The following is a 15,164-nucleotide window of genomic DNA, read 5'->3' as shown; positions in this document are numbered from 1 at the left end:
GCACGAGGGGTTTTTTGTTGCACCGACGCTGTTCCACCACCGCAAGACCCCTGGCCCCGTGGCCCCGCGAAAGGGACGATTGGGGCAGAGCCGGCGATCGGCCCGCAAGCGGGACCCCACCCTCGACCCCCCCGGGGCCCGCAAACCACCGGGCCGGCCAGAACCGAGAAGAGACAGGCAGATGACCGAGCACGCCGCATCCCCCCGCCGCGGGGACACCCCGGCCGCCCACGCTCCCGCTCCTCAGCACGTCGTCGAGACCATGACCGGCGCCCAGTCGCTCATCCGCTCGCTGGAGGCCGTCGGTGCGGACACCGTCTTCGGTATCCCGGGCGGGGCCATCCTTCCCGCGTACGACCCGCTGATGGACTCCACCAAGGTGCGCCACATCCTGGTCCGTCACGAGCAGGGCGCCGGCCACGCCGCCACCGGCTACGCGCAGGCCACCGGCCGGGTCGGCGTCTGCATGGCGACCTCCGGTCCGGGTGCGACCAACCTGGTCACCCCGATCGCCGACGCCTACATGGACTCGGTGCCGATCGTCGCCATCACCGGCCAGGTCACCTCCAAGGCGATCGGCACGGACGCCTTCCAGGAGGCCGACATCTGCGGCATCACGATGCCGATCACCAAGCACAACTACCTGGTCACCGACCCGGCCGAGATCCCCCGGGTGATCGCCGAGGCGTTCCACATCGCCGCCACCGGCCGCCCCGGACCGGTCCTGGTCGACATCGCCAAGGACGCCCTGCAGGCCACCACCACCTTCCGCTGGCCGGTCGAGACCTCGCTGCCCGGCTACCGCCCGGTGACCAAGCCGCACGCCAAGCAGATCCGCGAAGCGGCCAAGATGCTGGTCACCGCCAAGCGCCCGGTCCTGTACGTCGGCGGCGGCGTCGTCAAGGCCGGCGCCACGGCCGAGCTGCGCATCCTGGCCGAGCTGACCGGCGCCCCGGTCGTCACCACCCTGATGGCGCTCGGCGCCTTCCCGGACAGCCACCCGCAGCACCTGGGCATGCCCGGCATGCACGGCTCCGTCCCGGCCGTCACCGCGCTCCAGAAGGCCGACCTGCTCTTCACCCTCGGCGCCCGCTTCGACGACCGGGTCACCGGCAAGCTGGACAGCTTCGCGCCGTACGCCAAGGTCGTCCACGCGGACATCGACCCGGCCGAGATCGGCAAGAACCGCCCGGCGGACGTGCCGATCGTCGGTGACGCCCGCGAGGTGCTGGCCGACCTGATCGTCGCCGTCCAGGCCGAGTTCGACGCCGGCCACAAGGGCGACTACGGCGACTGGTGGGAGCGGCTCGACGAGTGGAAGACCACCTACCCGGTCGGCTACGAGCCCGCCCCCGGCGGCGAGCTCTCCCCGCAGCAGGTGATCGAGCGGATCGGCCGGCTGGTCGGCCCGGACGCCGTCTACGCGGCGGGCGTCGGCCAGCACCAGATGTGGAGCTCGCAGTTCATCCGGTTCGAGAAGCCGGGCACCTGGCTCAACTCCGGCGGCGCCGGGACCATGGGCTACGCGGTGCCGGCCGCGATGGGCGCCAAGGCCGGCCGGCCGGAGGCCGCGGTCTGGGCGATCGACGGCGACGGCTGCTTCCAGATGACCAACCAGGAGCTGGTCACCTGCGCCCTGAACGACATCCCGATCAAGGTCGCGGTCATCAACAACGGCTCGCTGGGCATGGTCCGGCAGTGGCAGACGCTGTTCTACAACCAGCGCTACTCCAACACCGTGCTGCACGCCGGCCCGGGCCACGACGGCATCGAGCCGCCGGCCCAGGGCACCCGGATCCCCGACTTCGTCCTGCTCGCCGAGGCGATGGGCTGCGTCGGTCTGCGCTGCGAGCGCCCCGAGGACCTCGACGCGGTGATCAAGCAGGCGATGGAGATCGACGACCGCCCGGTGGTCATCGACTTCATCGTCCACCAGGACGCCATGGTCTGGCCGATGGTCGCGGCCGGCACCAGCAACGACGAGATCCAGTTCGCCCGCGGCGTCCGTCCCGACTTCGGCGACGACCTCGACTGAGCCCCTTCCGGAACGACCAAGGGAACCCACGACCCATGTCCAAGCACACCCTCTCCGTCCTGGTCGAGAACAAGCCCGGCGTGCTCGCCCGGATCGCCGCGCTGTTCTCCCGTCGGGGCTTCAACATCGACTCCCTCGCCGTCGGCCCGACCGAGCACCCGGACATCTCCCGGATGACCATCGTGGTCAACGTCGAGGACCTCCCGTTGGAACAGGTCACCAAGCAGCTCAACAAGCTCGTCAACGTGATAAAGATCGTCGAACTCGACCAGTCCGCTGCGATCCAGCGGGAACTGGTCCTGGTGAAGGTCCGCGCCGACAACGACACCCGGTCGCAGATCGTCGAGATCGTCCAGCTGTTCCGCGCCAAGACGGTCGACGTGTCCCCGGACGCGGTGACCATCGAGGCCACCGGCAGCTCGGACAAGCTGGAGGCCATGCTCCGGATGCTGGAGCCCTACGGCATCAAGGAGTTGGTCCAGTCCGGCCTGGTCGCCATCGGGCGCGGCGCCCGTTCGATCACGGACCGCTCGCTGCGCGCCCTCGACCGCAGCGCCTAGGACCCGACCGGTCCTCGCCCTTCCGGGACGCGCCGCCGTCTCAAACCCTGAAGCACCGCCCCACCCCGACGCCGGATCCGCATACGGTAGGAACCACCGCAGACCCGGCAAACCACTCGCAAGGAGATGTGCCCCCGTGGCCGAGCTGTTCTACGAAGACGACGCCGACCTGTCCATCATCCAGGGCCGCAAGGTCGCGGTCATCGGCTACGGCAGCCAGGGCCACGCCCACGCGCTGTCCCTGCGCGACTCGGGCGCGGACGTCCGGGTCGGCCTGAAGCCGGAGTCCAAGTCCCGTGCCAAGGCCGAGGAGGCCGGCCTGCGCGTGGTCACCCCCGCCGAGGCCGCGGCCGAGGCCGACGTCATCATGATCCTGGTGCCGGACCCGATCCAGGCGGACGTCTACGAGGCCGACATCGCCCCGCACCTGAAGGCCGGCGACGCCCTGTTCTTCGGCCACGGCCTGAACATCCGCTTCGGCTTCATCAAGCCCCCGGCCGACGTCGACGTCTGCATGGTCGCCCCGAAGGGCCCGGGCCACCTGGTCCGCCGCCAGTACGAGGAGGGCCGCGGCGTCCCCGCGATCGTCGCGGTCGAGCAGGACGCCTCCGGCAAGGCCTTCGACCTGGCGCTGTCCTACGCCAAGGGCCTGGGCGCCACCAAGGCCGGCGTCATCAAGACCACCTTCACCGAGGAGACCGAGACCGACCTGTTCGGTGAGCAGGCCGTCCTCTGCGGTGGCACCGCCGCCCTGGTGAAGGCCGGTTTCGAGACCCTGGTCGAGGCCGGTTACCAGCCGGAGATCGCCTACTTCGAGTGCCTGCACGAGCTGAAGCTCATCGTCGACCTGATGTACGAGGGCGGCCTGGAGAAGATGCGCTGGTCGGTCTCCGAGACCGCCGAGTGGGGCGACTACGTCACCGGCCCGCGGATCATCACCGCCGACACCAAGGCCGAGATGAAGAAGGTCCTCACCGAGATCCAGGACGGCACCTTCGCCAACACCTGGATCGCCGAGTACAAGGCCGGTCTGCCCAAGTACAACGAGTACAAGAAGGCCGACGAGGACCACCTGCTGGAGACCACCGGCAAGAAGCTCCGCAAGCTGATGAGCTGGGTCAAGGAAGAGGCGTAAGGCCTCGGGGGAGCCCTCGCGGGTTTGTATCCCCCTTGTACAACAAGGCGGCTCCCGTCCGGGTGATTTTGCCGGACGGGAGCAGCCTGGTACCCAGCCCGTCGATACACTTCCGAGTGCGCGTCAGGCCCACAGCGTCGTGCGTCTAGCTACGCGGCATGCCACCTTCCCCCCGCCCGGCAAGGCCACCCTCGTGCCCGGATCCGGGGAGAACCGGACAGTTAAGGACACACTGTCGTGAGCGCTGCTACACCTGTGAAATCTGGCGTCGTACTGATCGCCGAAGAGCTGTCGCCCGCCACCGTCGACGCCCTCGGCCCGGACTTCGAGATCCGGCACTGCAACGGTGCGGACCGCACCGAGCTGCTGACCGCCATCGCGGACGTGGACGCCGTCCTGGTCCGCTCCGCCACCAAGGTCGACGCCGAGGCGCTGGCCGCGGCCCGCAGGCTCAAGGTGGTCGCCCGCGCCGGCGTCGGCCTCGACAACGTGGACGTCTCCGCCGCCACCAAGGCCGGCGTCATGGTCGTGAACGCGCCGACCTCCAACATCGTCACCGCCGCCGAACTCGCCTGCGGCCTGCTGATCTCCGTCGCCCGCAACATCGCGCCGGCCAACGCCGCGCTCAAGGGCGGCGAGTGGAAGCGCAACAAGTACACCGGCGTCGAGCTCAGCGAGAAGGTCCTCGGCGTGGTCGGCCTCGGCCGGATCGGCGTCCTGGTCGCCCAGCGGATGTCCGCGTTCGGCATGAAGATCGTCGCGTACGACCCCTACATCCAGGCCGCCCGCGCCGCGCAGATGGGCGTCAAGCTGGTCTCGCTGGAGGAGCTGCTGGAGGTCTCGGACTTCATCACCGTCCACCTCCCGAAGACCCCGGAGACCATCGGCCTGATCGGCGACGAGGCGCTGCACAAGGTCAAGCCGACGGTGCGGATCGTCAACGCCGCCCGCGGCGGCATCGTCGACGAGGCGGCGCTGCTCAGCGCCCTGCGCGACGGCCGGGTGGCCGGCGCCGGTCTGGACGTGTACGCCAAGGAGCCGTGCACCGACTCGCCGCTGTTCGCCCTCGACAACGTGGTGGCCACCCCGCACCTGGGCGCCTCCACCGACGAGGCCCAGGAGAAGGCCGGCATCGCCGTCGCGAAGTCGGTCCGCCTGGCGCTGGCCGGCGAGCTGGTGCCGGACGCGGTCAACGTCCAGGGCGGCGTGATCGCCGAGGACGTCCGGCCGGGCCTGCCGCTGGCCGAGAAGCTCGGCCGGATCTTCACCGCGCTGGCGGGCGAGGTCGCCGTCCGGCTCGACGTCGAGGTGCGCGGCGAGATCACCCAGCACGACGTCAAGGTGCTCGAACTGTCCGCCCTCAAGGGTGTGTTCGAGGACGTCGTGGCGGAGACGGTGTCCTACGTCAACGCCCCGCTGTTCGCCCAGGAGCGCGGTGTCGAGGTGCGGCTGACCACCTCCAGCGAGAGCCCCGAGCACCGCAACGTCATCACCGTGCGTGGCACCCTCGCGGACGGCGAGGAGATCGCCATCTCCGGCACGCTGGCCGGCCCCAAGCAGGTCCAGAAGATCGTCGGTGTGGACGCCTTCGACGTGGACGTGGCGCTCACCGACCACATGGCCTTCTTCAAGTACGAGGACCGGCCCGGCGTGGTCGGCGTCCTCGGCCGCCACCTCGGCGACGCCGGCATCAACATCGCCGGCATGCAGGTCGCCCGCGACGGCAGCGGCGCGCTCGCCTCCCTCACCGTGGACAGCGAGATCCCGCAGGAGGTGCTGGCGGCGATCGCGGCCGAGATCGGTGCCCGCTTCGCGCGTTCGGTCGACCTCGGCGCCTGATCCCGCACCACCCCGCACCACCCCGCACCGCTTCTGACCAGGGCCCGGACCGCCGTTCGCACGGTGGTCCGGGCCCTGGCGCGTTCCTCCGGGTGACGCCCGTCTCAGATAGTAGGAAATCCAAGTATTCGTGCAGACACCGCCGTGCGCGGGTCGTACCGTGGAGTCAGCCGCACGGTGTGCCGCCCCTGCAGCCAGGGCGTCCGGCCCGTGCGCGCGTCCGCACCCGATGGGCGGGAGACCCCTGCCCGGTGTACCCCCCTCCTCCCCACCGCCGCGTCCGTCCCCACGGCGCGTATCGAACCAAGGAGCCCCGGTATGCCCCCGACCGCCGACCGCCACGCCGCTTCCGCCCCCGCCGCCCCGCAGACCCGCGCCCCCCGCCGCCGCCGGGCCGTCGAGCCGAACCCCTTCGCCGCCGCCGCGCTCCAGCGGGCGCTGGACCGCCGCGACAACGGCGGCGCGACCGGTCACTGACCGGCCGCCACTGACCGGCGGCCCCCTGGCGGCCGGCTCCGACGGGCCGCCTCCGGCCCGTTCGGCGTTCATCCGCCGAATGGGCCGGACGGACTGACGGAGGGTCACCCCCAGGAGTGCAAGTTGCCGCCGTTCGGTGGAAGTTGCTCGCCCCGACCGGCGCGATATTCCTAATTTGGGGCCCCCGGAAGGGTGATCGACGGCCGCGCGGGCGGGCGTCAGCGGCACCGGATGCGGATCAGTTCCCCCGGCCGGGGGAGAGGACCATGCGCCATCCCGTCGTCCGCCGACCGCTTGCCCGGCTCGGCCTGACGCTCACCCTGCTCGCCGGACCGGCCCTGCTCACCGGGGCCGCCCCGGCCACCGGCAGCCCGCCGACGTCCCCGGCATCACCGTCGGCCCCGCCGGGCCGCTCCGCCGCCGGACCCGTCGCCGTCCTGCTGGAACTCGCCACCGAACCGGTCGCCCCCGCCTGGCGCCGGGCCGGGGACGAGGCCCGCCGCGGCCGGCGCTCCCCGGAGGCCGTCCGCGGCGAGGCGGCCCGGGCCGGCGCCGCCCAGCGGACCCGCGCCTCCACGGCGCTGGACCGACTGGCCGCCGCCGTCCACGAAGCCGTCCCCGCCGCCCGGGAGCTCTACCGCACCCGCACCCTGGTCACCGGGCTCGCCGTCAACGCCCCCGCCGACCGGCTGCCCGCGCTGCGCACCCTGCCCGGGGTCGCGGCCGTGCACCCGATCGTCCGCAAGCGGCGGGACAACGCCCACTCGGTGCCGGTCACCGGCGCGCCCGAGGTCTGGACCGGCGGCTCCTCCGACGGCGGCCCGGACGGCGGTGACACCGGCCGGGGCGTGCGGATCGGCATCGCGGACAGCGGCATCGACTACACCCACGCCGACTTCGGCGGTCCCGGCACCGAGGAGGCGTTCCGCTCGGTCGACGGGGCGAAGCCCGCGCCGGCCGGACTCTTCCCGAGCGCCAAGGTGTCCGGCGGCCGCGACCTGGTCGGCGACGACTACCAGCCCGATCCGTCCTCCCCGCACTACCAGCCCGAGCCGCACCCGGACGGGAACCCGATCGACTGCGTCCGCAACGGCCACGGCACCCATGTGGCCGGCACCGCCGCCGGCCTCGGCGTCACCACCGACGGACAGCCCTACCGGGGCCCCTACCGGCCCGGCCTGGACCCGGCCGGCTTCCGGGTCGGCCCCGGTGCCGCGCCCGGCGCCCAGCTGTACGCGATCCGGGTGTTCGGCTGCGACGGCTCCACCGACCAGCTCGGCGAGGCCCTCGACCTGGCCGCCGACCCGGACGGCGACGGCGACCCGAGCGACCGGCTCGACGTCCTCAACCTCTCGCTCGGCAGCCGCTTCGGCGCCACCGACGACGCCGACGCCCTCGCCGTCGACCGGCTCGCCGCGCTCGGCACCGTGGTGGTCGCCGCCGCCGGCAACGAGGGCGACGTGTACGCCATCGGCGGCAGCCCCGGCACCGCCGCCAGGGCGCTCGCGGTCGCCGCCTCGGTCGACCCGCACAGTGACGCCGACGGCCTCACCGTGCTCGACCCGCAGCCGCTTGCCGGGGTCGTGCCGGCCCACTGGAGCGCCCGCTACCAGGACTGGTCCACCGCCGACGTGGCCGGGGAGCTCGCCCTGCCCGCCGACCAGCGGGACGGCTGCACGGCCTTCTCCGAGGCCGACCGGAAGCGGATCGCCGGGCGGATCGCCGTGCTCGCCTGGAGCACCCGGGAGTCCGAGCGCGCCTGCGGCTCGGGCCCGCGCGCCGACCACGTCGCCGAGGCCGGGGCCCTCGGCGCCCTGCTCGCCGCCGACGACGACCACCTCGCCGAGATCGCCGGCAACGACCGGGTCCCGCTGGCCCTGCTCGCCCGCGCCGACGGCGAACGGCTCCGCGCGGGCGCCGCCGCCGGCCCGGTCCGGGTCCGCCTCGCCGCGCCCGGCAACCCGCTGCACGGCGTGGTCGCCCAGGACCAGCCGCAGCGGCTCGACACCCTCACCGACTTCACCTCCCGCGGCATCGGGGTGCCCGGGGTGGTCAAGCCGGACCTCGCCGCCCCCGGCGAGACCATCTGGTCGGCCCGGGTCGGCAGCGGCACCGGCGGCCAGCGCGAGGACGGCACCTCGATGGCCACCCCGCACGCCGCCGGCCTGGCCGCGCTGGTCCGCGCGGCCCACCCCGGCTGGACCGTCGAGCAGGTCAAGGCCGCGCTGATGAACACCGCCGGGGACACCTGGCTCGGCGACGGCGGCACCGGCCCGGTCTACGGGCCCGAGCGCACCGGCGCCGGCCGGGCCGCCGTCGACCGGGCCGTCCGCACCCCGGCCGTCGCCTACGCGGCGGGGGAGGGCGCGGTGGAGGGCGCCGTCGGCGTCTCCTTCGGCCCGGTCGCCGTCACCGGGCCGTTGGCCCAGGTGCGCGAGGTCGAGGTCCGCAACCTGTCCGCCGCCCCGGTCGCCTACCGGACCGGCTACGCGGCCGCCACCGAACTGCCCGGCGCCCGTTTCGAGCTCGCGCCCGACCGGGTCGAGCTGCCGCCCGGCGGCACCGCCCGGGTCCGGGTCACCCTGAGCGTGCCCGGCGCGCTCGGCCGCGCCCCGGACCCGACGATCGCCACCGTCCAGGGCGGCCGGGCCCGCAGCTACCGGGGCGAGCTCTCCGGCCGGCTGCTGCTGACCCCGGACGACCCGGCCGTCCCCGGTCTGCGGGTGCCGCTGTTCGCGGCCCCCCGCCCGGCCACCGACCTGGCCGCCACCGCCCCGGTCCGCACCACCCGCTCCGGGGCCGTGGTCGCGCTCACCGGCACCGACGCGCCCGGTGACGCGCCCGGCCTGCTCAGCGCCTTCGCGCTCGGCGGGGAGGGCGCCCGCTGGGCGGACTGCCCGCCGGACAGCGGGGCGGCCGTCGGGCCCGGCGCGGGCTTCGTGCCGGAGGGCAGCACCGAGGAGGCCGAGCACCTGAGGGACGTCTGCGTGGAGCGCCCCGGCGACCGCGCGGCCGACCTGAGGGCCGTCGGCGCCGCCACCGACGCGCCCACCGTCGCCGGGGACCCGCTCGCCGAGGGCCGGCTCTACCTCGGCGCCCAGGTGTGGGCCCCGGCCGCCACCCCGGTCGGGCTGTTCGGCGTCCGGGCCTCGCTGGACACCGACGGCGACGGCGTCACCGACGTGGTGGTCCGGGCCGACCGGATGCGCGGCAGCGACGTCCTGGTGGCCCGGACGGTGGACGCCCGCACCGGCGCCGAACTCGACGTTCAGCCGCTGAACGCCCGCTGGGGGGACACCGACACCGCGCTGCTGGACTCCGACACGGTGGTGCTGCCGGTCCGGCTCTCCGCCCTCCCGGGCGTCCGGGCCGGGCACAGCACGGTCCACTACGCGGTGTGGACCGGCCTGGCCGGCGCCGGGCGGGACCCGGCCGACGCCTTCTCCGCGATCGGCCTGCGCGGCACCCGTCCCACCCTCGCCGTGGACGTCCTGCACCCCGCCGTCGACATCCGCACCGGCCCCGGCGGCCCCACCGCCCTGGCCGCCCCCGTCCACGCCGCCACCCTGCTGGACATCCGCCGCACCGACGGCGACCGCTCCCGGGTGCTGCTGCTCCACCACCTCAACCCGGAGGGCCGCCGCAGCCAGATCCTGACCCTGCCGTGACCCCGGGGGAGCGTGCGGCACCGGCCGCACGCTCCCCCGTTCGGGAGAAAGGCCGAACCAGACCGCGCCCGTTCGCGAAGCTGGAGCGATGGAGGATCTCTCGGAGCAGTACCCGGTTTGGCTCCGCCCACCGATCGAGGGGCACACCGCCGACAGCCTCGACCGGCTGCCCGACCTTCCACCGCACACCGAATTGTTGTTCGGCGGCCTGGTCTTCAGCGCGCCCCAGACCCGCTTCCACGCGCGGACGGTCGGAGACCTGGACCGGCACTTGGACGAACAGGTGCCGGAGGGTTGGGAGGTCTGGTGCCGTATGGGGCTGAAGCTGGACCACCGCAACCGCCCGGAGCCCGACGTGATGGTCGTCGACCTCGCCGCGGACACCGGGCCCGATCAGACCTTCTGCCATGCGAAGGACGTCCTGCTCGTCGTCGAGGTCGTCTCCCAGGAGTCCGGGGAGCGCGACCGCGAAGTCAAGCCGCGCAAGTACGCCGCCGCCGGCATCCCCCACTTCTGGCGGGTCGAGTGCGACGAGGGGCGGCCCGTGGTCCACACCTACGAGATCGACCCGGCCACCGGGCTCTACGGGCTGACCGGGATCCACCACAAGCAGCTGAAGGTGGACCGGCCGTTTCCGGTCGACATCGATCTCACCTGATCCGTTCCGATCAGGGTCGCTGTCCGGATGGTGGACGCCGGATGTCAGGCTCTGGGACATCGGCGTAGCCTCCGAACATGTCTCGCACGATTCGTCTCGCAGTAGTCCCCGGTGACGGTATCGGCCAGGAAGTGGTGGCCGAGGGCCTCAAGGTCCTGGAGGCTGCGCTTCCCGCCGATGTGAAGCTGGAGAGCACCGAGTTCGACCTCGGCGCCCGGCGCTACCACCGCACCGGTGAGACCCTCCCGGACAGCGTCCTGGCGGAGCTCAAGGCCCACGACGCGATCCTGCTCGGCGCCATCGGCGACCCGAGCGTGCCGTCCGGTGTGCTGGAGCGGGGGCTGCTGCTGAAGCTGCGGTTCGCCTTCGACCACCACATCAACCTCCGGCCGGGCCGGCTCTTCCCGGGCGTGAAGTCGCCGCTGGCCGGCGAGCCGGAGATCGACTTCGTGGTCGTCCGCGAGGGCACCGAGGGCCCGTACGTCGGCAACGGCGGCTCGCTGCGCACCGGTACCGAGCAGGAGGTGGCCACCGAGGTCAGCCTCAACACCGCCTTCGGCATCGAGCGCGTGGTGCGCGACGCCTACCGCCGGGCGCAGGCGCGCCCGCGCAAGAAGCTCACCCTGGTGCACAAGAACAACGTGCTGGTGCACGCCGGCCACCTGTGGACCCGGATCTTCGAGCAGGTCGGCACCGAGTTCCCCGAGGTCACCACCGACTACCTGCACGTCGACGCGGCGACCATCTTCTTCGTCACCCAGCCCGAGCGGTTCGACGTCATCGTGACCGACAACCTGTTCGGCGACATCCTGACCGACCTGGCCGCCGCCGTCACCGGCGGGATCGGCCTGGCCGCCAGCGGCAACATCAACCCGAGCGGCGCCTTCCCGTCGATGTTCGAGCCCGTGCACGGCTCGGCCCCGGACATCGCGGGCCAGGGCAAGGCCGACCCGACCGCCACCGTGCTGTCGGTCGCCATGCTGCTCGACCACCTCGGGTACGCCGCCGAGGCCGCCCGGATCGAGGCCGCGGTCGCCGCGGACCTCACCGAGCGCACCGGCACCCGTACCACCTCCCAGGTCGGCGACTCGCTCGCCGCCCGAGTATCCGCCTAGGAGGCCGGGACCCCGACAAACGGTGTTCCGGCCCGGTGGGCCGGACCCCATAACGGCAGCTTGCGGTTCTCCAAGGAGTCCGCGACTGTTCGGCACGGCCCTCTGGATGCGAGTATCGACAGTGGGCCGTGCCGTCGTGCGTCCGTACCGGAGCGTGAGTCCGGGACGAGCACCGGCGGAGGCGGCCCTGACCAACCCCACGGTGAAGGACACACAGCCATGAGCACGCCCACCCAGGCGCCCATCACGTTCGACCTCAAGCCCTCCGCGCACCCGCTGCCCCAGGCGGAGCGCGAGGCCCGGCTGGCCAACCCGGGCTTCGGGCGCGTGTTCACCGACCACATGGTCACCATCCGCTGGACCGAGGGCGTGGGCTGGCACGACGCCCAGCTGGCGCCCTACGCGCCGATCGAGATGGACCCGGCCAACATGACCCTGCACTACGGCCAGGCGATCTTCGAGGGCCTCAAGGCCTACCGCCAGGCGGACGGCTCGATCGCGACCTTCCGCCCGGAGGCCAACGCGCAGCGCTTCCAGGCCTCGGCCCGCCGGCTGGCGATGCCGGAGCTGCCGGTCGAGGCCTTCGTCGAGGCCGTCGAGCTGCTGGTCCAGCAGGAGCAGGCCTGGGTCCCGAACGAGCCGGAGCAGAGCCTCTACCTGCGGCCGTTCATGTTCGCCACCGAGGTCGGCCTGGGTGTCCGGCCCGCCAACTCCTACCTCTTCATGATCATTGCCTCCCCGGCCGGCGCCTACTTCCCGGGCGGCGTCAAGCCGGTCTCGGTCTGGCTCTCCGAGGACTACGTGCGCGCCGCCCCGGGCGGCACCGGTGCCGCCAAGTGCGCCGGCAACTACGCCGCCTCGCTGGTCGCCCAGGCCGAGGCCGCCGCGAAGGGCTGCGACCAGGTCGTCTGGCTCGATGCCGCCGAGCACCGGTGGATCGAGGAGATGGGCGGCATGAACCTCTACTTCGTGTTCGGCGAGGGCGAGGACGCCCGGATCGTCACCCCCGAGCTGTCCGGCGCCCTGCTGCCCGGCATCACCCGTGACTCGCTGCTGCAGCTCGCCGGCGACCTCGGTTACGCGGTCGAGGAGCGGAAGATCTCCACCGAGGAGTGGAAGCGGGGCAACGCCGACGGCACCCTGACCGAGGTCTTCGCCTGCGGCACCGCCGCCGTGATCACCCCGGTCGGCTCGGTGAAGTCCCGCGGCGGCGACTGGACCGTCGGTGCCGGCGAGCCCGGCCCGGTCACCATGGAGCTGCGCCGCTCCCTGCTCGCGATCCAGGGCGGCCAGGCCCCCGACACCCACGGCTGGCTGCACCGGATCGTCTGATCCCCCCGCTCCGGGCGGGCCGCTCCTGCGGCCCGCCCGGCCGCTCCGGCCCGGCCCGGTCACCCGGGGCCCGGCCGCCGTGACCCGCTCGTCGTGACCCGCCCGCCCCGGCACGCTCGTTCCGGATGCCGAGACGGGCGGGCCGCGGCGCGGACGATGTGCCAGACTGCCGACGTGTCCTCGCTTTCGCTGATTATTAGCAGCAGGCGCGCCGGTCCGCAGTGACCGCTTCCGCACCACCCGATGCGGAGCGACCACCAGCGTCCAGACCCGCGCGCAGACCTCTCGCACCCGCGAGGGGTCTTTTTGTTTCCCCCGGACCGGCCGGAGCCCCCACAAGGGGCCGAGGGACACCGGGTGCGCGCGGGATGCTGGACAGTGGAGCCGGAATCAGAACCGGCAGAGCAGTAGACGGACCTCCCGGAACGGAGACCCAGGGTCATGACCCAGGCGAGCAACCTCCCCGACGACGCCTTCCACGTTTTCGACACCACCCTGCGCGACGGCGCCCAGCGCGAGGGCATCAACCTCACGGTGGCCGACAAGCTCGCCATCGCGCGGCACCTGGACGAGTTCGGCGTCGGCTTCATCGAGGGCGGCTGGCCCGGAGCCAACCCCCGGGACACCGAGTTCTTCGCCCGCGCCGCCGAGGAGCTCGACCTCCGGCACGCCCGGCTGGTCGCCTTCGGCGCCACCCGGCGGGCCGGCGGCAGCGCCGCGGACGACCCGCAGCTGGCCGCCCTGGTCAACTCCGGCGCACCGGTGATCACCCTGGTCGCCAAGTCCCACGACCGGCACGTCGAACTGGCGCTGCGCACCACCCTGGACGAGAACCTGGAGATGGTCCGGGACAGCGTCGCCCACCTCCGGGCGCAGGGACGCCGGGTCTTCATCGACTGCGAGCACTTCTTCGACGGCTACCGGGCGAACCGGGACTACGCGCTGGCCGTGGTCCGCACCGCCCACGAGGCCGGCGCCGAGGTGGTGGTGCTCTGCGACACCAACGGCGGGATGCTGCCCTCCGGCGTGCGCGACACCGTCGCCGACGTGCTCGCCGCGACCGGCGCCCGGCTCGGCATCCACGCCCAGGACGACACCGGCTGTGCCGTCGCCAACACCCTGGCGGCGGTCGAGGCCGGCGCCACCCACGTCCAGTGCACCGCCAACGGCTACGGCGAGCGGGTCGGCAACGCCAACCTCTTCCCGGTGGTCGGCGCGCTGGAGCTGAAGTGCGACCGCCGGGTGCTGCCGCCCGGCAGCCTCGCCGAGATGACCCGGATCTCGCACGCGATCGCCGAGGTGGTCAACCTCGCCCCCTCCACCCACCAGCCCTACGTCGGCTTCTCGGCCTTCGCGCACAAGGCCGGACTGCACGCCTCGGCGATCAAGGTCGACCCGGACCTCTACCAGCACATCGACCCGGAGACGGTCGGCAACACCATGCGGATGCTGGTCTCCGACATGGCCGGCCGCGCCTCCGTTGAGCTCAAGGGCAAGGAGCTCGGCTACGACCTCTCCACCGACCGGGACCTGGCCGGCCGGGTGGTGGCCAGGGTCAAGGAGCAGGAGAACCTCGGCTACACCTACGAGTCCGCCGACGCCTCCTTCGAGCTGCTGCTGCGCGACGAGGTGCGCGGCAGCCGCGAGCGCTACTTCGCCCTGGAGTCCTGGCGCACCATCAGCGAGCAGGGCCCGGGCGGCAGCGCGGGCAACGAGGCGACGGTCAAGCTGTGGGCCAAGGGTGAGCGGATGCTCGCCACCGGCGAGGGCAACGGCCCGGTCGACGCGCTGGACAAGGCGCTGCGCACCGCGCTGGAGCGGATCTACCCGCAGCTGGCCAAGCTGGAGCTGGTGGACTACAAGGTCCGCATCCTGGAGGGCCAGCACGGCACCGGCTCCAAGACCCGGGTGCTCATCGAGACCACCGACGGCACCGCTACCTGGTCCACGGTCGGAGTGGCCGACAACGTGGTCGCCGCCTCCTGGCTGGGGCTGGAGGACGCCTACACCTACGGACTGCTGCGGGCCGGACTGGAGCCGGACGCGGCCCAGGGCCGGGGACCGGTCAGCGGCCCGCCGCGCTGACACGACGGTGCGGCCCGGGGACCGGAGGGTCCGCGGGCCGCACCGTGCGGCCGTGCGCCGTGGAACGGTGCCCCGGGGTCACCGCAGCCGGGCGAGGAGGGCGTGTTCGACGAGGGTGATGAGGGCGCTCTTGGCGCTGTCGCGGCGTCGGGCGTCCAGCGTGATGACGGGTGTTTCGGTGCTGAGCTGGAGGGCTTCGCGGACTTCGTCGGGGGTGTGGGGCTGGTGTCCGTCGAAGCCGTTGAGGGCGACGACGAAGG

Annotated in this window: 10 protein-coding genes and 1 pseudogene; 10 read left to right on the top strand and 1 reads right to left on the bottom strand. The window is 73.1% G+C overall.

Features of this window, described 5'->3' with window-relative positions; all coding sequences use genetic code 11:
- Positions 1-181 precede the first annotated feature (181 nt).
- The 10 genes from ACIPYS_RS09910 (at position 182) to cimA (ending at position 14,904) form a co-directional block, all read left to right on the top strand.
- Complete coding sequence (locus ACIPYS_RS09910) at positions 182-2,035, top strand: acetolactate synthase large subunit (RefSeq protein WP_093860428.1); 1,854 nt, start codon at positions 182-184, stop codon at positions 2,033-2,035.
- Between the two features lie 35 nt (positions 2,036-2,070).
- Positions 2,071-2,595 (top strand): acetolactate synthase small subunit, encoded by a 525-nt coding sequence (gene ilvN, locus ACIPYS_RS09905; protein ID WP_030392698.1) that lies wholly within the window; start codon positions 2,071-2,073, stop codon positions 2,593-2,595.
- A gap of 136 nt (positions 2,596-2,731) precedes the next feature.
- Complete coding sequence (ilvC, locus tag ACIPYS_RS09900) at positions 2,732-3,730, top strand: ketol-acid reductoisomerase (protein ID WP_093860427.1); 999 nt, start codon at positions 2,732-2,734, stop codon at positions 3,728-3,730.
- Positions 3,731-3,985: 255 nt separating this feature from the next.
- Positions 3,986-5,569, top strand: a complete 1,584-nt coding sequence (gene serA / locus ACIPYS_RS09895; RefSeq protein ID WP_093860426.1) for a phosphoglycerate dehydrogenase — start codon at positions 3,986-3,988, stop codon at positions 5,567-5,569.
- Positions 5,570-5,887: 318 nt separating this feature from the next.
- Complete coding sequence (locus ACIPYS_RS09890; RefSeq protein ID WP_173862054.1) at positions 5,888-6,046, top strand: hypothetical protein; 159 nt, start codon at positions 5,888-5,890, stop codon at positions 6,044-6,046.
- 266 nt (positions 6,047-6,312) lie between these two features.
- Positions 6,313-9,714: a S8 family serine peptidase gene (locus tag ACIPYS_RS09885; protein WP_400745222.1), complete on the top strand. Its 3,402-nt coding sequence runs from the start codon at positions 6,313-6,315 to the stop codon at positions 9,712-9,714.
- 88 nt (positions 9,715-9,802) lie between these two features.
- Positions 9,803-10,372, top strand: coding sequence for a Uma2 family endonuclease (locus tag ACIPYS_RS09880; protein ID WP_400745221.1), 570 nt, complete (start codon positions 9,803-9,805; stop codon positions 10,370-10,372).
- A 77-nt stretch (positions 10,373-10,449) separates the two neighbouring features.
- A complete protein-coding gene (locus ACIPYS_RS09875) occupies positions 10,450-11,487 on the top strand; it encodes a 3-isopropylmalate dehydrogenase (protein ID WP_400745219.1) in 1,038 nt (345 codons plus the stop codon).
- 219 nt (positions 11,488-11,706) lie between these two features.
- Positions 11,707-12,819 carry a branched-chain amino acid aminotransferase gene (locus tag ACIPYS_RS09870; RefSeq protein WP_093860422.1) on the top strand — a complete coding sequence of 371 codons (1,113 nt, stop codon included), beginning with the start codon at positions 11,707-11,709 and terminating at the stop codon, positions 12,817-12,819.
- A gap of 441 nt (positions 12,820-13,260) precedes the next feature.
- The gene (gene cimA, locus ACIPYS_RS09865) at positions 13,261-14,904 is read left to right on the top strand and encodes a citramalate synthase (protein WP_093860421.1); all 1,644 of its coding nucleotides are present in this window, start codon (positions 13,261-13,263) and stop codon (positions 14,902-14,904) included.
- A gap of 78 nt (positions 14,905-14,982) precedes the next feature.
- Here cimA and ACIPYS_RS09860 read toward each other — a convergent pair.
- A pseudogene (locus ACIPYS_RS09860) lies at positions 14,983-15,164 on the bottom strand (ATP-binding protein); the annotation flags it as partial.

This window comes from Kitasatospora sp. NPDC089913 (assembly GCF_044748625.1).
GTDB lineage: Bacteria > Actinomycetota > Actinomycetes > Streptomycetales > Streptomycetaceae > Kitasatospora.
This window is presented reverse-complemented; position numbering and strand designations above follow the sequence as displayed.

What these genes read in the sequence shown, in the direction of transcription:
- ilvN (WP_030392698.1), top strand. Translation starts at nt 2,071, where the DNA reads ATGTCCAAGCACACCCTCTCCGTCCTGGTCGAGAACAAGCCCGGCGTG.
- ACIPYS_RS09885 (WP_400745222.1), top strand. Translation starts at nt 6,313, where the DNA reads ATGCGCCATCCCGTCGTCCGCCGACCGCTTGCCCGGCTCGGCCTGACG.
- ACIPYS_RS09890 (WP_173862054.1), top strand. Translation starts at nt 5,888, where the DNA reads ATGCCCCCGACCGCCGACCGCCACGCCGCTTCCGCCCCCGCCGCCCCG.
- ACIPYS_RS09910 (WP_093860428.1), top strand. Translation starts at nt 182, where the DNA reads ATGACCGAGCACGCCGCATCCCCCCGCCGCGGGGACACCCCGGCCGCC.
- cimA (WP_093860421.1), top strand. Translation starts at nt 13,261, where the DNA reads ATGACCCAGGCGAGCAACCTCCCCGACGACGCCTTCCACGTTTTCGAC.
- ACIPYS_RS09880 (WP_400745221.1), top strand. Translation starts at nt 9,803, where the DNA reads ATGGAGGATCTCTCGGAGCAGTACCCGGTTTGGCTCCGCCCACCGATC.
- ACIPYS_RS09870 (WP_093860422.1), top strand. Translation starts at nt 11,707, where the DNA reads ATGAGCACGCCCACCCAGGCGCCCATCACGTTCGACCTCAAGCCCTCC.
- ACIPYS_RS09875 (WP_400745219.1), top strand. Translation starts at nt 10,450, where the DNA reads ATGTCTCGCACGATTCGTCTCGCAGTAGTCCCCGGTGACGGTATCGGC.